Annotated in this window: 19 protein-coding genes; 6 read left to right on the top strand and 13 right to left on the bottom strand. The window is 51.6% G+C overall.

All coding sequences use genetic code 11. The features are described 5' to 3' along the window. Nucleotides 1-77: 77 nt before the first annotated feature. Complete coding sequence (locus tag SIB66_RS10470) at nucleotides 78-554, top strand: LexA family protein (protein WP_063407053.1); 477 nt, start codon at nucleotides 78-80, stop codon at nucleotides 552-554. Nucleotides 555-667: 113 nt separating this feature from the next. Here SIB66_RS10470 and SIB66_RS10465 read toward each other — a convergent pair whose 3' ends face one another. Both SIB66_RS10465 and SIB66_RS10460 read right to left on the bottom strand, forming a co-directional pair. After that, nucleotides 668-1144, bottom strand: a complete 477-nt coding sequence (locus tag SIB66_RS10465) for a hypothetical protein (protein ID WP_413681285.1) — start codon at nucleotides 1142-1144, stop codon at nucleotides 668-670. 288 nt (nucleotides 1145-1432) lie between these two features. Next, nucleotides 1433-1606, bottom strand: a complete 174-nt coding sequence (locus SIB66_RS10460; protein ID WP_155724662.1) for a hypothetical protein — start codon at nucleotides 1604-1606, stop codon at nucleotides 1433-1435. 64 nt (nucleotides 1607-1670) lie between these two features. On the opposite strand from SIB66_RS10460, the gene SIB66_RS10455 reads away from it, so the two are divergent. After that, nucleotides 1671-2945, top strand: a complete 1275-nt coding sequence (locus SIB66_RS10455; protein ID WP_063403921.1) for a Y-family DNA polymerase — start codon at nucleotides 1671-1673, stop codon at nucleotides 2943-2945. 428 nt (nucleotides 2946-3373) lie between these two features. On the opposite strand, the gene SIB66_RS10450 is transcribed toward SIB66_RS10455, so the two are convergent. The 4 genes from SIB66_RS10450 to SIB66_RS10435 form a co-directional block, all read right to left on the bottom strand. Beyond that, nucleotides 3374-3670 carry a hypothetical protein gene (locus SIB66_RS10450; RefSeq protein WP_011130018.1) on the bottom strand — a complete coding sequence of 99 codons (297 nt, stop codon included), beginning with the start codon at nucleotides 3668-3670 and terminating at the stop codon, nucleotides 3374-3376. Nucleotides 3671-3709: 39 nt separating this feature from the next. Continuing rightward, complete coding sequence (locus tag SIB66_RS10445) at nucleotides 3710-3964, bottom strand: hypothetical protein (RefSeq protein ID WP_011130019.1); 255 nt, start codon at nucleotides 3962-3964, stop codon at nucleotides 3710-3712. Nucleotides 3965-4309: 345 nt separating this feature from the next. Then, nucleotides 4310-6364 carry a DNA primase gene (dnaG, locus tag SIB66_RS10440; RefSeq protein ID WP_063406766.1) on the bottom strand — a complete coding sequence of 685 codons (2055 nt, stop codon included), beginning with the start codon at nucleotides 6362-6364 and terminating at the stop codon, nucleotides 4310-4312. Nucleotides 6365-6549: 185 nt separating this feature from the next. Next, entirely contained in the window at nucleotides 6550-7332 is a 783-nt protein-coding gene (locus SIB66_RS10435) for a CsgG/HfaB family protein (RefSeq protein WP_413681284.1), read from the bottom strand. A 253-nt stretch (nucleotides 7333-7585) separates the two neighbouring features. Between SIB66_RS10435 and SIB66_RS10430 the strand changes: the two genes are divergently transcribed. From SIB66_RS10430 to SIB66_RS10415, 4 genes are all read left to right on the top strand, one after another. Then, a complete protein-coding gene (locus SIB66_RS10430) occupies nucleotides 7586-8500 on the top strand; it encodes a DMT family transporter (RefSeq protein ID WP_063421691.1) in 915 nt (304 codons plus the stop codon). A gap of 854 nt (nucleotides 8501-9354) precedes the next feature. Further along, on the top strand, nucleotides 9355-10032 hold the full coding sequence (gene ruvA, locus SIB66_RS10425; protein WP_063407055.1) for a Holliday junction branch migration protein RuvA: 678 nt from the start codon (nucleotides 9355-9357) through the stop codon (nucleotides 10030-10032). Nucleotides 10033-10090: 58 nt separating this feature from the next. Further along, nucleotides 10091-10360, top strand: coding sequence for a 30S ribosomal protein S15 (rpsO, locus tag SIB66_RS10420; protein WP_011130024.1), 270 nt, complete (start codon nucleotides 10091-10093; stop codon nucleotides 10358-10360). A gap of 36 nt (nucleotides 10361-10396) precedes the next feature. Next, nucleotides 10397-10882, top strand: coding sequence for a PAM68 family protein (locus SIB66_RS10415; RefSeq protein WP_063406772.1), 486 nt, complete (start codon nucleotides 10397-10399; stop codon nucleotides 10880-10882). Here the strand turns inward: SIB66_RS10415 and SIB66_RS10410 are convergent. From SIB66_RS10410 to carA, 7 genes are all read right to left on the bottom strand, one after another. Beyond that, a complete protein-coding gene (locus tag SIB66_RS10410) occupies nucleotides 10871-14386 on the bottom strand; it encodes a DNA polymerase III subunit alpha (RefSeq protein WP_063406774.1) in 3516 nt (1171 codons plus the stop codon). The two genes, SIB66_RS10415 and SIB66_RS10410, sit on opposite strands and share 12 nt — an antisense overlap. Before the next feature lie 76 nt (nucleotides 14387-14462). Beyond that, nucleotides 14463-15923 carry an Asp-tRNA(Asn)/Glu-tRNA(Gln) amidotransferase subunit GatA gene (gene gatA / locus SIB66_RS10405; protein WP_063406776.1) on the bottom strand — a complete coding sequence of 487 codons (1461 nt, stop codon included), beginning with the start codon at nucleotides 15921-15923 and terminating at the stop codon, nucleotides 14463-14465. Between the two features lie 36 nt (nucleotides 15924-15959). Then, entirely contained in the window at nucleotides 15960-16217 is a 258-nt protein-coding gene (locus tag SIB66_RS10400; RefSeq protein ID WP_063407057.1) for a DUF1816 domain-containing protein, read from the bottom strand. Between the two features lie 83 nt (nucleotides 16218-16300). Continuing rightward, a complete protein-coding gene (rlmB, locus tag SIB66_RS10395) occupies nucleotides 16301-17908 on the bottom strand; it encodes a 23S rRNA (guanosine(2251)-2'-O)-methyltransferase RlmB (RefSeq protein WP_063421689.1) in 1608 nt (535 codons plus the stop codon). Between the two features lie 14 nt (nucleotides 17909-17922). Next, complete coding sequence (locus tag SIB66_RS10390) at nucleotides 17923-18330, bottom strand: Mini-ribonuclease 3 (RefSeq protein WP_063406779.1); 408 nt, start codon at nucleotides 18328-18330, stop codon at nucleotides 17923-17925. Further along, nucleotides 18327-18683 carry an STAS domain-containing protein gene (locus SIB66_RS10385; RefSeq protein ID WP_081215514.1) on the bottom strand — a complete coding sequence of 119 codons (357 nt, stop codon included), beginning with the start codon at nucleotides 18681-18683 and terminating at the stop codon, nucleotides 18327-18329. The genes SIB66_RS10390 and SIB66_RS10385 overlap by 4 nt, the downstream gene beginning before the upstream one ends. 73 nt (nucleotides 18684-18756) lie before the next feature. Then, nucleotides 18757-19896, bottom strand: coding sequence for a glutamine-hydrolyzing carbamoyl-phosphate synthase small subunit (gene carA / locus SIB66_RS10380; RefSeq protein ID WP_063421687.1), 1140 nt, complete (start codon nucleotides 19894-19896; stop codon nucleotides 18757-18759). Between the last annotated feature and the right edge of the window lie 5 nt (nucleotides 19897-19901).

The raw sequence follows: 19901 nt of genomic DNA, 5'->3' as shown, positions 1-19901 counted from the left end.
ACACACCCCTATCAAGCCAAATCAGAAAATCACCCCACTGGAACGGGTGTACTATCAGGTTGATGTTCGATGTCGCGATGGAGTTCAGCGAGCCTCTTCTTCATTTGCGCTCCGAGCGGAAGCCGCAGATCCTGCCATTAGCGAGTGAGCACGTGGCGGCAGGCTTCCCCTCCCCTGCTGAGGACTATATCGAGATCGGTATCGACCTCAACGAACAGTTGATTCGTCATCCGGCTAGCACCTTCTTCCTGCGTGTTAGCGGCCACTCAATGACAGGTGTTGGCATCCACAATGGCGACCTCTTGGTTGTCGACCGCAGCCTAGATGCACGCCCCGGTCACATCGTGGTGGCGATTCTTGATGGTGCCTTCACACTCAAACAACTTGTCCGCCACCGTGGTGTACTGCGTCTAGAAGCCGCCCATTCCAATTACCCACCGCTGGATCTGGCCCGCTTCGGTGACGTGCAAATCTGGGGTGTGGCAGTGCATTCCATTCATAGCCTCAACCCTGCGCAGCAAATATCCCACTCAACACAACGCCTACATGAATAGGCTCAAAATAGGCAAGACGATGAATAAGGCTGCCCGGCATAGCAATAGTGTTGTTGCTCACCTTTAAAGATATTGCCTTTAAATCGTATATAGAGATAGGCAAGTTTGGTGGATCAAATGGCTGACTTTTGTTCACCCAGATCGCGTAAGGCAAGGATGCGATCAGACCAATAAAAATGAGAGGAGCCTTTGAAATCCCATAACGTGTCGGTCAACTGACCAAGCCATTGACGCCTTTCTTGTTGTTCATTTGCCTCTTGATCGGAAACCCAATCAGAAACAGAGGTGTGGGAGTAATTCAGGGATTTCTCCTCCGGCCCCCTTGCCCAGCCAAGATCTTCCAGATACTCGTGAACACATTCATCTACAAATGCAAACCAATCATGTAAGTGTTTAATACCATTGGCTTTAATCGCTTTTTGCTGAAGCTCTGAGGCTCCTTCTTGAGACTCAACATGGCCATGCACAGCTAAGATTTCTTCTCTGATATTGAGCCATTCGCAATCACCCTGTGATTGAAGCTCATAGTAACGTTCGCGGAACTGATCATCTTCCTTGCAAAGCCATTCGATCCAGACCTCTTCCATCAACTCTCTGATCTCTTGCCTATCTCCTCTTGATAGCCATTCAGAGAAGGTTTCCTTATTGACTCTCTGCATAATATCTTTCTGATGCTTGCTTAGAGTTGGTGCCATTGCAAATCCTTTGGTCTTGTTGGTTTTACAAAAGACCCGACCGATGCGGTTGCTCATAACATGGAATCAACCTATGTGGCCAGGTTCAGCTAAGACGTCATAGACGACTTTTTGTAGACATTGTTAGGGATTCAGCTACGCCTCGCCGGCCATTGAGCCAGTATCCTCTATTGCAAAAGGTTTCTAGGTCACAACGACAGGCTTGAGGTTGGAAACCTTGATGCAGCCAAGCAAGACCAATGCAGCCAAACAACCAATCAAAGTAATGATTGGCCGCCAGTCTGCATTGACATTCTCCTCGCCACATTGACGACAACCATTGCGACTGGCTGTCACAGCAAAGCACGTTCTCGCCATCAAACAGGCGCTAGTATCTCTGTACTAGGATAGGGCATAGTTTCGCTCGCTTCCCTTCAGCGCCATGTCTCGGGTCACGGCTCTGATCGACGGCAACAATTTCTATGCCTCCTGTGAGCAAAGCCTTGACGCCTCGCTGATCGGTCGTCCTCTGGTCGTGCTCTCCAACAACGATGGCTGCATTGTTGCTCGCAGCTCCGAAGCGCGTGCTCTCGGAATCAGCATGGGCACGCCCTATTTCAAGGTCCGTCACAAATTGGACCGACTTGGCGTTGTCGTGCGCAGCTCCAACTACGCCCTCTACGGCGATATGAGCCAACGACTGATGAGCTTGCTGGAAGCACATTGTGAGGAGCTGGAGATTTACTCGATTGATGAAGCCTTTGCTTACATCAATGGTCCCTCTGATGACAACCTAAAGCCCTGGGCCCGTCAACTACGGGCCCAGGTGCATCGCAACCTGGGCCTACCGATAGCAATCGGACTTGGCGCCAGTAAAGGTCAGGCCAAACTTGCCAACCACCTGGCCAAGGCCATACCGGCTCACGCTGGAGTGTTCAACCTACTCACCGCTAGTGATCCAGATACATGGCTCGAGAGCGTCGCTATCGAAAATGTATGGGGGATCGGTCGCAAGTTGGCCCATTGGTGCCGACTTAGAGGCGTAACCAATGCCCGGCAATTGCGCGATATGCCACGTAGCCAACTTCATGCCCGCTGCGGCGTTGTAGGCATACGCCTACAACGAGAATTACAAGGTTATGCCTGCCTTCCTCTAGCCCTAGCCCCAACATCAAAACAGGAAACCTGCGTTAGCCGCAGTTTTAGCCGACCAATCGCCAACCTAGAGGAATTACGCCAGGCAATCGCAAGCTACGTGGTGCGCGCCAGTGAAAAACTGCGACGACAACAGCAACGGGCCGGGATCCTCACCGTATTCACACGTACCAGCCCATTTGCGCCATCGTTTTACAGCCAAGCCGCTACCATCCAACTGGATTTGCCAAGCAACGACACTGCAATCTTGCTAGCAGCAGCCTTGCCACTAGTAGAGCGAATCTACCGGCCCCATCGCCGCTTAAACAAAGCCGGGGTGCTGATGCAAAACCTACAGAGCGCAGACCATCTGCAACAACACCTGTTGGTAGCAGTTCATGCCGATGAGCAGCATCGTCGCGATCGACTAATGAACACCGTCGACCGACTCAATCACCGTTACGGCAGCGGAACCGTGAGTTGGGCTGTTTGTGGCATGCAGCCAGGATGGAGCATGCGTCGTCATCAACTCAGCCGCGCGGCCACAACTCGCCTCAATGACGTGCCGTTGGTGCTGGCCTGAAATTTAGAATTGAATGTCAACAGATCTCATTAGTTAGTGGATTGGGCTGGATTTGATTTGCTCGGTTCCATCCACATCTCCAATCCATAAAGAATGCGCCATGCAGAGAAGAAAGAAGTGAGGATAAATAGAAAAGTTACTATGAAAAAAGTCTTGGTTATTAGACGAACAAATGAGAGCCTGGCTGATGGCCTAGAAGGCGACAAGTGTGTGGTTTCATGAGCCAGGCAAGTAGAGCAAATTATTGAAGACCCTCCCGTTCGCTGAATACTCTTGGCAAATGCTTCAGTAATCTCAACAGATTTACCGCAAAGTCTGCAAAGGTGACTGAACGCCATTAAAATAATCTCAAGGCAGAGTAACTGATCTACAGATATACAATGAAGAAGAGAGGTTTTGTTATTTGATCATTAGGGGGTGCATGCATTTTAAAATTGCTGCAGAAGCTGCACCTCCTCTTCGCGACGATTCAACAGCAATACCATGCGCTCACCATGGCAAGCGAGGCCGGTCTGATGACGCAGCAGTTCAGTACTAGCCAAGGCGACCCCACAAGTTTCAACCAAAAGCACCGGCAAAGTTGCAGCATGACCTTGCATGCCCTGCAAATCAAGCGCCTGACGCACTGCGCGTTTTGATTTATCCATTCCCAGCCGTTCAACAAGCTGAGGCCAGAGATGATTCACCGGCGTGCAACCAGCAAAGGCAATAGGGACGTCACTCATCAGAGGCTAATCGCAGCAACCTTTGGATTAAAACAGCGATCATGAGGAAAGTTGTTGTACAGCTCCTGCAATCATCGCCGGGGTTACCGGAATCGTCTCGATTGCATCGGCATTATCAAGATAAGCGTCGAAGGAAGAGTAGTGATCCACATGAGGATTCGCCCCGTCCTTCGCACAGGCTTCTGTCCAGTCGCCATCTTCAGGTTTTACCACGATATAAGCCTGGAGAGACTCCTCTAAATCACCTCCATCACCAATGCCCTCACCGTGCCAAATCGCTTCGTAGAAGCTCATGCCATCAAATTTAAGAAGAGATCATCACTTTAAAGAGCCATGGTGCAGTTAAAGGGCCTCAGTACACCTCCGTAGAGACAACCATCTGCTTAGAATGACAAGTGAGTTTCATCTTTAAGCTCCACAACTTGACGCCTTATCTGACAGCCCTACAAAGGATTCGCTGACCTGCGCAGCTGTTGCTAATGGACTGAAACGTAGATGGTAAAGCCTCGCTGAGCGGTGCATTCAAAAGCTAGAAAAGATCAGCGAGAAGATGCAAGCAGGAATCGTGATGGTCAATCAAGACAACAAGTTCTTTGATATCGCCGATTGGCTTGTGAAGCGCATCCACAGACTGATGACCTAAGCCGGAATGACATCCTGGCCTGAGAACCCACCACACCGCTGCTGATCTAAGTGACCAATATGCTTGCGCTCGCTGTAATAAAGCTCCTGGAAACGCAACGCATCGCTGTTGAGCTCCTCAAACATTGCTTCGATACGCTTTTCCATATCGACTGATTCAGTAGGTTGCTGTCGCTCTTCTTGAATCAAAGCAGCAATACAACGCTCAAGAGTTTCAAGACGCTGACCACCCCAGGCCTCAAGAAGATGACGACAACGCTTGAGGGATTTCTGGCGTTCTAGAGCCGCTGCTGTGCCCCGGAGCTGAAGCAGTGGCTTAGCCATAGCCGCCAAATGAACCTCGCCAAGCTCTAATAACGGGGTAAGACGAGCGACTAGAGCACTGTTCTCCAGGAGCAACTGATCGGTAAGTAGCCGTGGTAACTCAATATCCTCCAAATCATGACCAGAGTCAGTTCCTCGACTGATCGCCTCTAAACGTCCTGCACCAAGATTGGTTTCCTCCAAATCAGTGATCGCCGCCCAAAGCAAACGGTGATGTTGTAAGGCAAAATCCTCCAGCTCTCGCTGTCGTAACTCCCTGCGAATAGCAGCCCGATGATTTGAGCAATGGAGATATAACCTCAGGATTTCCGCCTCGCTGCGCTCCCGTTGACTGGCCTCGCCAGGTTGCTCATGGCGACTTGAGCGGCCATGCCAGCGCTGCCCTTTCACTTGTTGGCGCAGGTCTTCCTCCAACTGCAAGGCCAACCGGCCCTGCCCACCGCTCAAGCGTTCGGCAACCTGTTGCAGGTAGTGGGTCCGTACGGCCGACTGGGGCAACTTGCCGAGCAATGCAACCAGGCCACTCACTGCTTGCTGAAACTGATCCGCTTGACTTAAATCACGGCCCTCCAACACCTGTTGAATCTGCCAATCAAGCCAAAGAGGTGACTGATCTAATAGAGCCCTGTAATCGCCAGCACCATGATCTTTGAGAAATTCATCGGGGTCTTTGCCAGAAGGCAAATGAAGCACTCGTAATTCCAACTGGCCTTGCAAAGCCAGTTGTTCAACTTCGCCAATGGCTCGGTTCGCAGCTCGAACACCGGCTCCATCAGCATCAAAATTAAGCACGATCCGCTTCCCTTCGCTGCAACGGCAGATCTGGGTGATCTGCTGACTACTCAAAGCAGTGCCTAAGGAGGCCACTGAATTGGTGACACCTGCAGCATGCAATGCAATGACATCGAAATATCCTTCGACTACCACAGCCCGGTCATCCTTACGGATGGCATTCGCCGCTCGATCCAGTCCAAACAAATGCTTGCCTTTCTCGAACACGTCTGTCTCAGGTGAGTTGAGGTACTTCGGCTCTGAGCCATCAAGACTGCGTCCACCGAAACCAATCACCCTTCCCTGGCGGTCGTGGATCGGCACCATCACACGATGACGAAAGCGATCATAAAAACCTCCTCCCCCCTTGCGCGCCACAACAAGCCCGGCGGCTTCCAGTAATTCAGCAGATAAACCTTCCACCTGCTGGAGGTGCTTGAGTAAACCATCCCATTGCTCAGGGGCATAGCCAAGCCCGAAGGATTCCAAGGTGACTTCACTAAGGCCCCGCTTCTCAGTGAGGTAATTCAGCGCACTTGCACCAACTGGCGTACGCAGCTGGCCACGAAACCAACCGGCCGCCAATGCAAGCGCACGATGAAGCTTGTCTCGACGAGAGAGCTGCTGACGTAGTCGTTCCTGCTGGGGCCCCTCGACCGTCTCAACAGGTAGTTGATACTTGCGAGCAAGCTCCAGCACCACATCACCAAAACTCTGGCGCTGAAACTCCATCAGGAACTTGATCGAGTTTCCACCAGCTCCACAAGAGAAGCAGTAATAAAACTGCTTCGCTGGCGAGACCGTCATCGATGGTTTGCTGTCGTCATGGAACGGACAGATCCCTACGAATTCACGGCCCTTTTTCTTTAGAACCACATGTTCGCCAACGACATCAACAATGTCGGCACGCTCCTTGACGGCCTCGATGGTGCGCGGGTGAAGACGGGGGACGGGCATGACCTTATTTTGCTGGTTGCGCTGCGAGAGGTCGAGAAGAGAACATGATCAGCAAAATCAATCCATTCGACAAGCAAGGCCGAGATCAATAACAACTTAAAACCTCTTCAACATCGTCCTCTATGTATTGGCAGCGCAAACGGCGTAATCAGCCCTGTCGAAAAATGACAAAACTTTGGTCGACATCAATCGAGTTGCAGCACATCACGTGTATTAGAGCGTCGAATTGCTTCTTGCTGCTGATAAGACGCCAAACAACCATCACGAATCACCAATAGGCAATTCACATAATCAGCACCATCAATGAGAGCTGCGCGAATGGCTTTTGATGCGGGAGTGCGATTACTTTCGCTGGATGATTCTTCATAACTAAAAGTGCCTGCAGCCGCAAGGCCATAGGCCCCTGCCCCGCTTGCACCGGATGCACCTCCTACAAGCCCAGCCAAGGGAGCCAAAGATCCGCCGGAGCCTTTCTGCTTAGCTGTGCTGGTCGCACGTCCCTCTACTGTTCGCGCACCAACAACCTCTCCAGTGGAGGAATCCACTACCCGGAGGTCGATGGAAACATAAGCCTTTGATTCCGAAACAGTCTTCGAGCCTCCAAAACCCATAAAGCGCATCCCACTTCCAGATTGCTTTGTTTCAACTCCATCCTCGTAGCCACTCACACGCCCCATAATCAAATAGCGGGCGCCACGCATTTGACGGCTACGTGCGGCGTCTCCGTCGTTTCGCACAATCCCCAACTCGGCAAGCTCTTGCTCAGAGAGGACGGCCTTGAGATTCTGCCGTTCCACCACTGTTAGTCCACCAGCAAGGGCTAGTTCATTGGAAAGAGCATCCGCGAGCTGACGGCTCACACGCGGGCTCCACCAAGACAACCTTCCTACCTGGTTTTTAAAGTCAGGTACAGAAACCGTTGGGCCAGCCCAGGCGGCTACTGGAACAAACACAAAGGACGCCACCATAGCAGTAACTCCAAAGGAGGAGAGTTTCATGGCTTTTGAATCCATTAGAGATTTCTACAGTCGTGCAATTTAAAAAGAATTAGGAGAGTGGGTTGCTTCTCTTAAAGCAACGCGACTTGTTATCACCAATTTGGAACGTCATGGCGATCTCAATCCTATTGCTGGTCTTTCCCTTTTGGCAAAGGCTTTCAGGGATGGCCTCTTTTCTTGTGTTGTTGACTATGCCATTGCCTCAGTTCTGTGGATGAGATGAATGATGTCAATGCAGGGCAACAACCAACTGCAGACAAACAGCCAAAGGCGCGGGTTCAAATCACTCCTGCTCGCCGCTCTGGCCTTCAGCTTGATGACCGTTTGCGTCAAACACCTTGGAGGTCGTTTACCTGTCGCAGAAATTTTGTTCGCAAGATCTCTGATCAGCCTGGCAATTACTTGGTTCATGCTTAGTCGGGTTGGGGTTTCCCCCTGGGGACACCGTAAAAGGTTGCTGTTATTGCGCGGGCTGCTGGGCACAGCGGCATTGTTCTGTGTATTTGACGCCCTGGTGTCCTTACCCCTTGCTACCGCAACTGTTCTGCAATACACCTATCCAACATTTATTGCGTTAGCGGCATGGATGTTTTTAAGAGAAAGAATCCATCAACGTATTGGCATAGCAGTACTTCTCGGTTGGTTCGGGATCACCCTGGTTTTAAAACCCGAATGGCTTGGCACAAGCTTCACCGGTTACTCCCCTTTATCTGTCTCTATTGCGCTTTCAGGTGCTCTATTTACAGCTCTGGCCTACGTCTGCGTACGTGAGCTTTCCAAGCAGGAACATCAACTCGTGATCGTTTTCTACTTTCCATTGACATCAATACCAATAGCCCTGCTCTTCCTTGGGAATCAGGGAGTCTTGCCAGTTGGAATCGATTGGCTCTGGATACTGGGTATTGGCCTATTTACCCAACTTGGGCAAATCTGGATTACCGAGGGATTAACTCTTTTGCCAGCAGCCACAGCAGGTTCAATTGGCTATTTCCAAGTTTTGTTCGCAACTCTCTGGGGTGTCCTGCTGTTTGCTGAACCCGTTGATGGCTGGTTCGTGATTGGATCTCTGATGGTACTAGGAGCAACACTCATCAGCTTCAGAAGCAGACAAGAAAATATCCAAAAGCAACCAACATGAAAAAAAGATTGCGAACTCAATCTTGTTGATCGAGTTGTAAGCTATCGGATGGCAATTTCTGTAAAAAATCCTTAAAAGCTCACCCCTAGGAGCGCCTGACGAGATCTAGATCTCGTCACCTTTAGGACGTAGAAACAAGTCGAAACGAGTCCAAGTTGGTAGGGAGACCGGTTTCAAAATGAACCTCATCGTTTGATTATCTTCAGAACCCAACCAATGAATTCTTCTCTAGGGAAGAAAAATGGAGTTATTTATTTTGCTCTGTAAGAAGGCGCCATGTTTTTTAATCAACTACAACAATCGTAGTCAGGTGGAACAGGAATGTCCATGATGAGGTTGTCTAACCTCGTCATGCCTATAGGCAACACGGTATCCATGTTCTAGTTCTTCTTTGGGTCGATTGTTAGGGTTCCTCTTTTGAAGATGGTCATCAATAGACAGTTAAACGCTAACCCACCTTTTTTTGATAAGACTAGAGCAACTATTAAAACGCAATGTCTACAGGCTTTGAATCAACAGGTAGCTGCTAATCAAAGTGAACTATTACCTTCAAGACCCAATGCTCATGTAGTTGACTGTTATCTCGCTTTTCAACATGCACTCGGCCCATCTCTGCTGAATTCCCCGTCTCAAGATCTAGGAGACTGGTAATTGCCGTTTGCAATTACTCAGTCTGTAGTAACAGGGCTTCAGGCTGACATCTACTGGCAACGGCACTGATAACTCTTGCAGGAAATGAGTTTTAGACCGGTTACGCAAAACAAAACAAGCTCCAGAAGCTCTGAGCAGGACCTCGAACGATCAAGCAGAGGCTGGACAGATCAGGCAGCATGGATGACATCAAGAGCAACCTCATGATTGGCTGGCTGCAAGGGCAAAAGGTAGAAGCCTGGCAGCAAGGGACTCGGCAAGGAGTCGTTCTGGCATGTGCTGGTGTTGGTTACGAGGTTCAGATTGCACCGCGCCATCTCAGCGAAATGGAGCACGGGCAAAACACATTCATCCTCTGGATCCATCAGGTGCAGCGTGATGATGGACCCAGCTTGTTTGGCTTCCCGGAACGACGAGAACGGGACATGTTTCGTACCTTGATTGGTGTCAGCGGCGTGGGGCCCCAGATGGCCCTCGCTCTTCTAGAGGAATGTCAGACCGGAGAACTTGTAGAGGCGATTGTGCAGGGAGACCTACGCAAGCTTTGTCAGGCTCAAGGTGTAGGCAAGCGCACAGCCGAACGTCTTGCGGTGGAATTGCGCACAAAGTTGGCTGAATTTAGTTGTCGTGATCCTGGAATGTCCCTGGTGGACAATGGTGTGATCGATTCGCATCAGCTCAAGGATTCAAGTCTGCATGAGCTACAGATCACCCTTGGGGGCCTTGGTTACGAAGATCTTGAAATACGCCGTGCCATAAGGGCTGTGGCCAGCGGTGCTGCAATAGGAGCCAGTGACATGCCTGAGTCTGTCCCCTCTATCGACGACACTGACGCCTGGCTGAGAGCAAGCCTGCGCTGGCTTAGTCAGGAAGCTGCCTAAACAATGGTCCTCAAAGAGTTAGATTGTTTTTTTGGTCTCTTAGGGCAAAACGACAAGCATGTCGCTCGATACAACAGAAAAGCAACAGCTGATCAACGCCAACCAAACCCATGGAACCGATACAGGGTCTGTGGAGGTGCAAGTGGCAATGCTTAGCGAGCGGATTACAAAGCTCAGCTCGCACCTGCAGGAGAACAAGCACGACTTCTCATCCCGTCAGGGACTGCTCAAGATGATTGGTCGTCGCAAGCGCCTGCTCAGTTATGTACGCGGAAAAAGTGAACAGCGCTATAACGGCCTGATCACCAAACTAGGCATCCGCGGTTAAATCCCTTTTGGCGATTTCCCTCTAATTCTTAAGCAGATGGCTGAACGAAGCAAAGCTATGCCTTTCGGCCCAGAAAAGAGCGGAACGGCTAACAAAATCCTGCCCCAAAAGAGATCCAAATTGCCAAAGATCAAGAAAGCAAAAGCGACTTCCAGCAGTCAGCAGGCCATTCCAAAGCCGGTGGCAAATCGCATGCTGCGGCGCGTGATCTTTGCCTCGGGTCTGCCTACTGCTGCAGGGATGGGTGTTTTTGTAGTTAGTTATCTGATTGTGAGCCGTGGCATTGCTGATATCTCACCATTCATAACGCTGATCACTTCAGGAGCCTGCTTCCTCGTTGGCTTGATAGGACTGAGTTATGGGGTTCTATCTGCCAGCTGGGAAGATGCCCCAGGCAGCCTGCTTGGATTGGAACACATTGGTCGCAACATAGGAAGAATGCGCGATTCAAGCAAAGCTAATCAACCTGGCTCAAAATCAGAGACCAAGCCAAAGGAATCCGGACAAACATCAGACAAATAGTCGGTCGCTGCATCGAGCTTTGAATGCCTGCTGTTGAAGGGAACTGAGTGCAGCAGAAGCGTCTCGAACGCAGAATTGATGACCTAGGCATACGTAACGCACCTGGGGACCCTGGCGAACCGCTGCCACCACGGGTACCCGCACGCCAAATTCATCCTTGGCTGGGCGATGCTGATGGAGACATTCACGAAGCTTGTGCTGCACAGTGATGTCACAGGCTTCATCAGGCATCAACTCCACCAACAGCAGTCGTAGGTCATCGATGGCGCGGCAATCATCAATGATCAATTGGATACGGTCGTCGCGACGATCAACAGAGGCCCAGATGAGCAGTCGCGCTTCCAACATGAGGTGATCTGATAGGCGGGCATAGCTCTTGGGGAACACCACAGCTTCGCAACCACCGGTGAGATCCTCAATCTTGAGAACTGCCATGCGATCGCCCTTGCGGGTTGTGACTTGGCGCATCTCCGTCAGCATCGTGATCACACTGACCTTCGCCTTGTCAGGCTGATCCTCAAGGCTGGCAAGACCTATGGGCGCCAGCAATTGAGCTGGAGCAGTGAGCTGCTTGAGAGGGTGATCAGAAAGGTAGAAACCAACCAACTCTTTTTCAAGTCTCAGCTTTTCAGTCGGTGGGTAGTCGGGAACCGGTGCTGCCTTGGGTGCAGTGCTCAGCTCATCAGACGTTTGCTCGTCTGCTGCTCCAGCTACAAGATCAAATAGGTTGCCCTGACCACTTAGTCGATCACGGGCACGAGAAGCAGCCCAGTGGATCAGAAGCTCCAAGTCGGCAATTAACTGGGCCCGGTTCGATTCAGGGTCTATAGCATCTAGGGCTCCGCAATGAATAAGAGATTCCAGCCCGCGACGATTCAGAACATTGGAGGGCAGACGATCACAGAGATCGGCAAGGGAGACAAAGGGGCCATCACCATCGCGATTGGCAATTAGCTGTCTGATTGCACCATCGCCAAGATTTCTCACAGCAGAAAGACCAAACAAGATGCGATCACCAGCAGGGGTGAAATCAATCCCTGAAGCATTCACATCTGGCGGCATCACTTCAATCCCCATCGCATTGCAATTTGAGATATAGCGCTGCACCTTGTCACTAGCGCCAGCATTGACTGTCAGTAATGACGCCATATAGGCAACTGGATAATGTGCCTTTAAATAGGCAGTTTGATAAGTAACAGCTCCATAAGCAGTTGAGTGACTCTTGTTGAAGCAATATTCGGCGAACAAAACCATTTGGTCGAAAAGCTCATCGGCGATCTTCTGATCAACACCACTTCGACTTGCACCTTCAACAAAAATACTGCGATGTTTCTGCATCTCTGAAACCTTTTTCTTGCCCATTGCACGCCGTAGCAAGTCAGCTTCGCCCAGAGAATAGCCAGCTAGATCCTGGGCAATCTTCATGATCTGCTCCTGATAAACCATGATCCCGTAAGTCTCCTTAAGGATTGGTTCAAGGGCAGCATGAGCAAAATCAATTGCCTCTCGACCATGTTTCCGATTGATGAATTTTGGAATCAATCCGGCATCCAAAGGACCTGGTCTGTACAAAGCTAAAATTGAGGAGATATCTTCAAGAGATGAGGGGCGAAGGTCACGCACAATCTGTCTCATCCCACTCGATTCAAGTTGAAAGATGCCCTCAAGATCTCCTCTCGCAAGTAAGGCAAAAGTTTCAGGATCCTCTGGTGGCAATTGATCAGGATCAATTCTCTCTCCATTGCTGACTTCAACAAGCTCAAGTGTTTTGTCAATCATGGTGAGATTCTTGAGCCCAAGAAAATCCATCTTCAACAACCCCATCGACTCCACATCCTCCATGAAGTATTGAGTAATTATCTGTCCATCGTTATTACGCTGAAGCGGTACAAGATCATCTAGGGGCTCAGCAGCAATGACGACTCCAGCGGCATGAACGCCAAAGGTTTTATTTGTACCTTCAATGCGCATCGCCATATCGACCCATTTTGTAACGACAGGATCGTTCTGATACTTCTCACGGAATTCAGCATTCGGCGAATCGCTGCCGATCATCGCAGCTAGTTTTGCAGGCTTTCCCCTTACTACGGGAATAAGCTTGGCAAGTCGATCGGCATCTCCATAGGGAATATCAAGCACCCGGGCTACATCCTTCAAGACGGCCTTGGAGGTCATTCGGTTAAAAGTGATAATTTGAGCAACCTTGTCTTCGCCGTAACGACGTGTGACATAGTCGATCACCTCACCACGACGTTCAATACAGAAATCAGTGTCAATATCAGGCATCGACTTACGCTCAGGATTTAGGAATCGCTCAAATAACAATCCGTTTTGAACAGGGTCAATGTTGGTAATACCAAGGGCATATGCCACGAGTGAGCCAGCTGCTGACCCCCTCCCTGGTCCTACTGGAATGCCCTGTTCACGTGCAAAGCGGATGTAATCCCATACCACAAGGAAATAGGTGGGGAAGCCCATCTGTTCCATCACACCCAGCTCATAGGTGAGCCTTTCGCCGTAATGGTCATCAATTGGATCTGCCGTTGCCAGTTTCAACCTTTGCCGTAGCCCCTGCTCAGAGACCTCGTGTAGATAACTCACGGCGGTATGTCCTTCAGGAATCGGGAAACGAGGCATCTGATAACTACCGAGGATTGAGTATTCCTCAACCTTTTCGGCAACGGCTGCTGTGTTGGCAATAGCCTCTTGCAGCACATCAGGTTCGAGATGATCGGCGAATAGCCGTCCCATCTCCTGTTCAGACTTGATGTATTCAGTGCCTGTGTAGCGCAGACGCTTCTCATCACTGATCAACTTGCCTGTCAGCACACAAAGCAGGGCATCATGGGCCTCCACATCGTTCTTGCTGAGGTAATGGGCGTCATTGGTAGCAATCAGCTCAATCCCTAGCTCTTTGGCGATGCTCACAATCTCCACATTGACGATTCGGTCTTCCGGGGAGCCGTGATCCTGAACTTCGAGATAGAAGTCTTTGCCAAAGACCTCCTGGTACCAACGGGCCACATCCCTTGCTACATCAATGCGACCGCGCAAGATGGCTTGAGGAATCTCCCCACCAAGACAAGCGGTGGCAACAATTAACCCCTCGCTATAGGCCTTCAGCAGTTCTTTATCAATGCATGGCCTTGCAAAGATGCCTCGGCCGCGCATGCCGCGCAGATGGCTAATGCTGGTGAGTTTCACAAGATTGCGATAGCCAACAGCGTTCTTAGCAAGCACCACCAGGTGATAACGACGCTCCTTCTTCGGTTGCGGATCCTCAATAGACCCGTTGATCACATACATCTCATTGCCGATGATCGGCTTGATCTCAGCGTTCTTGCAAAGCTTCAGCAGTTCAATGGCGCCATACATCACACCGTGGTCGGTGAGTGCCAGAGCGGGCATGCCTAGCTCCTTGGCTCGCTTCACCATCTGGGGGAGCTGTGTAGCTCCGTCCAGAAGGCTGTAGTCGCTGTGGTTGTGAAGAGGAACGAATGCCATGCCCCCAGCCTAGGAGGAGGCGCAAGATGCAGGGTTGTTCAAGTAGCCAAACGCTGCATCTAGTGCAATAGATCGTTTAGGGAATGAAGTTTCCCTGCGGCTGATTTGCCATCACGTTTGCTGCTTGCTCATAGTGAAAAGCCACTTGTAGGAGGCGTGACTCCTCCAGCACATTTGCAATCAACTGCACCCCTATCGGAAGGCCATCGTCATCGAATCCACAGGGAAGACTGATGGCAGGTAAGCCAGCCAGGTTGGCTGGGATCGTCAGCAGGTCAGCCAGGTACATGGCAAGTGGATCATCAGCGTGGGCACCGACTTGGAATGCAGTGGTAGGTGATGTGGGTGTCAGCAGCACATCGACCGTTTGGAAGGCCGCATCAAAATCTTGACGGATCAATGTGCGGACCTGCTGGGCTTTCTTGTAGTAAGCATCCATGTAACCAGCCGACAGGGCATAGGTGCCGATCAGGATGCGTCGCTGCACCTCGCTACCAAAACCCTCTGCGCGACTTCGGGCTGTCATCGCGGCTAGAGCATCAGCTCCTTCAGCTCGGTAGCCGTACTTCACCCCGTCGTAACGCGCCAAGTTGGCCGAAGCCTCCGATGGGGCAATCACGTAATAGGTGGCGATGCCATCGCTAAAGCGTGGGCAACTCACCTCAACCAGTTCCGCTCCCAAGGATTGCAGCTTCTCTGCAGCTGTCAAAACTGTTCTCTTCACTTGCGCATCCAAGCCGTTTTGGTCAAAGCACTCACGAATCAAGCCGATGCGTACCCCAGACATTGGTTGCGAAAGGGCAGAGCAATAATCGGGAACAGCAACATTGAGACAAGTGGAGTCACGAGGATCAGATCCTGCGATCACTTGTAAAAGCTCAGCAGCATCGGCCACGTTGGTCGTGAATGGTCCAACCTGGTCAAGAGAACTGGCAAAAGCCACCAAACCCCAACGACTGACACGGCCATAGGTGGGTTTAAGGCCTACGACTCCACAAAATGAAGCGGGCTGACGGATTGAGCCCCCAGTATCCGAACCCAAGGCAGCCATGCATTCACCTGCCGCAACAGCTGCTGCACTGCCACCAGAACTACCACCCGGCACACGGCTGATATCCCAGGGATTGGATGTAGCCCCAAACGCAGATGTCTCGGTCGAGCTACCCATGGCGAACTCATCGAGATTTGTTTTCCCGAGAAGCACAGCACCGGCCTGCCAGAGGCGCTCAGTGACGGTGGATTCATAGGGCGGCACAAAGGTTTCCAGCATTCGACTGGAACAGGTGGTGCGTATTCCTTTCGTGCAGAGGTTGTCCTTAATTGCCAAAGGCACACCAGCCAGAGGTGGCAGAGACTCACCCGCAGCCAAGGCCTCATCGATGCGATCGGCATCGGCACGAGCTCGAGCTGCTGTGATATCCAGAAAAGCGTGCAGAGTGGGATCCACCACTGCGATACGAGCAAGTTGGTGATCTGTGAGTTCCCTGGCGGAAACCTCGCCGAGCTTTAGTTGCTGACGCCATTCAGCGATCGCCATCGGCTTGCGGTGCTGTGCTGTGCAGCAGCGACGCTATCAGTCGTCTGACCAGCCTTCGACTGCGATCGTCAGCGGCTCAACGCGACGACAACGCACGAGGGTGTGATTCACAGACGCAGGTCCCTCAAAAGAGAGATCCGCAACGAAGGTCGATATCTTGACCTCAAGACTCTTTCGGGTCAAAAAAGGGCCGAACCAATAGGTGACATTTGGTTCACGGGTTTCAACCCTGGCCCACCAAGCCAAACCAAAGCCATTGACGAGGCTACGCAGGGGCCTAATCAATGAGCCCATGATTGAGGTTTGCGGATGAGCATTATTTTGCCTCGTCATGTTCCAATTGGTGTTCCGCTGTCGGCTGCGAAGGAATTTTTGGATCAACGCTGAACACTCTCTTCATCAGGTGATTGATCCTCACGAACGTCAAAATTGCAATCCTGACTGGTCAGCAAATCCTCATCCTCAATCGAAGTTCTTTCTGCCTGCAAATCCCCTATTTTGCGATCCATCGGTGGTTCATCATCTTTGGAACAAAGTTGCTGGTTAGCCAGGCTGGACGGCAAAGCCTCCCCAAACCGCTCAATCTCATCTGGCTGATGGATTGGCGAATGATTGGTCTTGGCAATGGGTTCTGACTCCACGGAAATGGAGTCGCAAGAGATGACCGGCAAAGGGCATTGAGGCCGCACGATCCTGGGGGATGGAGTTTGGCCATGAACCCCCTTCATCCAGCCACGACGGGCAACCTCGTATAAACACATCGCAGTAGCAACAGAGGCATTCAGACTGGGAGTAACCCCCCGCAATGGAACGCGTACAAGCTGATCGCAATGGCGACGAGTTAGGAGAGAGATCCCCTGCTTCTCTGATCCCGTTACGATCACTAAAGGTCCGTCTAGATCGACATCTGGAAGGGTGATGTCCCCTTCCTCCGCCAGGCCAATAACTCGATATCCCGCCTGCTTCAGTGCTTCTAAAGAGCGATTGAGATTCACGACACGCGCTACTGGTAGATGCTCCAAAGCGCCTGCTGCAACCTTGGCCACCGAACCAGTGAGACCAGCACTTCGTCGTTGTGGGAGAACAACTCCATGGGCGCCAAGAGCCTCTGCAGATCGAATAATGGCGCCAAGATTGTGGGGATCCGTTAGGCCATCGAGGGCAAGTAAAAGGGGCGATTCCCCAAGACCCGCACATCCCTCGATCAGACTTTGCAAATCAAGGGTCTCCGCGGCAGCAGTCTGTAGAACAATTCCTTGATGCACAGCACCACCTGTGAGTTGACCGAGACGAGCCCAGGTAACTTCTTCCACCAGTACTCCTGAAGACTTGGCCTCACGAAGCAATTGCAAAAACCTTGGTGCGCTTCGTAAATCTGATGTGCACCAGATGCGATGAATCGGGCGCCCAGCTTCCAGAGCAGCTTGGCTGGCATGACGTCCCCAAAGCAAATCATCGGCAGCAGCAGGTCCAAATGTTTCTGCCTCTGGAACGCGATCCGAAGTAGATGGATCGAATCTTTTTGAAGGCAACTGCCTGTTTGCAGGACGTGAACGTTCTCCCAAGGAGGGACGTCGCCCTAGCCGTTCATCGCTGCGACGTCGTGATGGTCTCTCATCACGAAATCGACGAGCCTCTTTTCTGTCAGTTTCACTTGCACGCCCTTGTTCAGAGCGAGGCCGATCCCGGCTAAAACGCCCCTGCTCAGAGCGAGAACGATCACGGTTAAAACGGCCCTGCCCAGAGTCTTCACCATTGAAGACTTTTGAAGGGCTATCACCAGCTTCTCCATCAGGCCTGGAGCGATACACCCCTCGCGATCCAGAGGAACGACCACCCGATGGGCGGCTGCCGGAAGAGCGGCTTCCGTAAGCAGATCGACCAGAAACCCCATCGCCATCCCGTCGGATCCCACCAGGACGACCTCCTCTAGGACGACCACCACGAGGGGGGTTGCCTGAACGGCGATCAAAGCGGGAGCTCATAAGAAGAGAAGAAGCTATAGCAAGTCGTGTTCGGTCTCCTCCAGTTGATCCAAGAGCTGCGCAAGCCGCGCCGGATTCTGCAAAAAGAGCCAGCCAACCATTGTCTCAAACCCTGTGGCCTTGCCGTAGGTCGCTGCATCTCCACGGCGTGGTCCTCGTCCGGATTTGTTACGACCTCGCCGTACCAAATCCTTCTCATGATCTGAAAGATGCGGATCTAAGCGAAGCAGAGCTTCTGCCTGAGCAGCGGCCTTAACCTCGTCAACAACAGCTCGGTGTAGATCTTCAGATCTGCCAGGTTGGTAACAATGACGCAGACGCTGATGCAATTCCCAAACAGCATCACCAAGCCAAGCCAACTGCAACGGTCCCAGTTCATTAGCACCGCCAATCGCTGACTGACTACGAATCCAATTGTTCAAGCCTTCAACTGATTTAAAGCCGTACGCAGATCAACTGCCAGGTGGAGAAAATCCTCAAGCCGCACAAGTTTTACAGTTTGGACGACCCTTGCATTGCCCACAAGGGCAAATGACCGTTTGGCATCGGTGCACTTCTTTGCAGTTTGAACCAAAGCCCCTAAGCCAGAAGAGTCAAGAAAGTCAATCTTGTTCAGGTCAATAACCAAAGGAGCAGCATTGGCCAAGAGCACATCCTCTACGTAGGTGATGAACTGCTTCTCGGAATAAGCGTCTAGCTGGCCAGTGAACTGGAACACCAGACAACCCTGCCGACGTTCAAAACCCCCTCTTAGAGAAACGGTCAGTCGCTGCAATTCTGTGATGGGACCAGTCCCCCGGGACGCAATGGCACGAAGTGTAGTGATACTGAGTGATCCGCACCACGCTTCAGCGACGATCTGCCATCAGCTCAACAAAGTGAGCGAAGTGGTGGTCTGCATCATGAGGACCAGGACTCGCCTCCGGGTGGTATTGCACACCAAAAACAGGTCGATCCCGATGCGCTATCGCGGCAACAGTGCGGTCATTGAGATTGAGATGGGTCACAACCACGTTGACCTGTGACAGAGACGAGGCGTCAAGTGCGAATCCATGGTTTTGACTGGTGATCTCCACCTGCCCCGTTGTGCCGCAGGGATGGTTGAGCCCGCGATGGCCATAGGCCAATTTGAAAGTACGGCCACCCATGGCAAGCCCAATAATCTGATGACCCAGGCAAATGCCAAACAGGGGGATATCAACCTTATTGAGAAGATCTTTAACCAGGGCAATACCACCAGTCACGGCAGCAGGGTCACCAGGTCCATTAGATAGAAAAACGCCCTCGGGTTGTGAACTCAACACGGTGGCTAAATCTGAACTGGCCGGCAGGACGGTGACCTCACAACCGTGAGCGACCAAACGGTCGAGTATGGCCCGCTTGATACCGAAATCAATCGCGACAACGCGATAGGGCGAATCAATTTGTTGCTTCAACCTTTGATCAAAGCCCACAGCACAAGTTGATCTCCAGCGGTATGGATCTTTCGTTGAGACCTGATCTGCAAGGTTTAATCCCTCCATCGATGGAGCCTGCTGCAACAGTTCCATCAGCTGCTTAGGGGTGGAACCATTGCTGCTTATGACCCCATTCATCGCTCCGACCTCGCGCAGATGTCTCACAAGCGCCCTGGTATCAACACCTGAGATACCAACAACTCTTTTCTCCTCCAGCCAAGTCTGCAGCGACTGTTGGCAACGCCAACTGCTCGGCGTTGGGGAGAGTTGACGGGCGATGACACCCTTTGCATGAGGCCGGGATGATTCTTGATCATCAAGATTTACGCCTGTGTTGCCCAACTCTGGATAGGTGAATGTGACCAACTGACCGGAGTAACTGGGATCCGTAAGGACTTCCTGGTAGCCCGTCATGCCGGTGTTGAAAACCACCTCGCCCATCGCGTCACCGCGATGACCAAAGGCCTCCCCCTCAAGCACCGTGCCATCAGCAAGCATCAAGAGCGCCGAATTTCGCGATGAAGCAATCATCAGCA

This window comes from Prochlorococcus sp. MIT 1318 (assembly GCF_047304505.1).
GTDB classification, from domain to species: domain Bacteria; phylum Cyanobacteriota; class Cyanobacteriia; order PCC-6307; family Cyanobiaceae; genus Prochlorococcus; species Prochlorococcus marinus_D.
Note: the sequence above shows the minus strand (reverse complement) of the source record. Positions and strands in the feature narration are given on the sequence as shown.

Excerpts from the sequence above, each read along its gene's own strand:
- SIB66_RS10460 (WP_155724662.1), bottom strand. The coding sequence starts at position 1,606 with ATGGCGAGAACGTGCTTTGCTGTGACAGCCAGTCGCAATGGTTGTCGT.
- SIB66_RS10435 (WP_413681284.1), bottom strand. The coding sequence starts at position 7,332 with ATGGTGGCGTCCTTTGTGTTTGTTCCAGTAGCCGCCTGGGCTGGCCCA.
- SIB66_RS10450 (WP_011130018.1), bottom strand. The coding sequence starts at position 3,670 with ATGAGTGACGTCCCTATTGCCTTTGCTGGTTGCACGCCGGTGAATCAT.
- SIB66_RS10415 (WP_063406772.1), top strand. The coding sequence starts at position 10,397 with ATGGCTGAACGAAGCAAAGCTATGCCTTTCGGCCCAGAAAAGAGCGGA.
- dnaG (WP_063406766.1), bottom strand. The coding sequence starts at position 6,364 with ATGCCCGTCCCCCGTCTTCACCCGCGCACCATCGAGGCCGTCAAGGAG.
- SIB66_RS10430 (WP_063421691.1), top strand. The coding sequence starts at position 7,586 with ATGATGTCAATGCAGGGCAACAACCAACTGCAGACAAACAGCCAAAGG.
- rpsO (WP_011130024.1), top strand. The coding sequence starts at position 10,091 with ATGTCGCTCGATACAACAGAAAAGCAACAGCTGATCAACGCCAACCAA.
- SIB66_RS10455 (WP_063403921.1), top strand. The coding sequence starts at position 1,671 with ATGTCTCGGGTCACGGCTCTGATCGACGGCAACAATTTCTATGCCTCC.
- gatA (WP_063406776.1), bottom strand. The coding sequence starts at position 15,923 with ATGGCGATCGCTGAATGGCGTCAGCAACTAAAGCTCGGCGAGGTTTCC.
- ruvA (WP_063407055.1), top strand. The coding sequence starts at position 9,355 with ATGATTGGCTGGCTGCAAGGGCAAAAGGTAGAAGCCTGGCAGCAAGGG.
- rlmB (WP_063421689.1), bottom strand. The coding sequence starts at position 17,908 with ATGAGCTCCCGCTTTGATCGCCGTTCAGGCAACCCCCCTCGTGGTGGT.
- SIB66_RS10470 (WP_063407053.1), top strand. The coding sequence starts at position 78 with ATGGAGTTCAGCGAGCCTCTTCTTCATTTGCGCTCCGAGCGGAAGCCG.
- SIB66_RS10445 (WP_011130019.1), bottom strand. The coding sequence starts at position 3,964 with ATGAGCTTCTACGAAGCGATTTGGCACGGTGAGGGCATTGGTGATGGA.
- SIB66_RS10410 (WP_063406774.1), bottom strand. The coding sequence starts at position 14,386 with ATGGCATTCGTTCCTCTTCACAACCACAGCGACTACAGCCTTCTGGAC.
- carA (WP_063421687.1), bottom strand. The coding sequence starts at position 19,896 with ATGATTGCTTCATCGCGAAATTCGGCGCTCTTGATGCTTGCTGATGGC.
- SIB66_RS10400 (WP_063407057.1), bottom strand. The coding sequence starts at position 16,217 with ATGGGCTCATTGATTAGGCCCCTGCGTAGCCTCGTCAATGGCTTTGGT.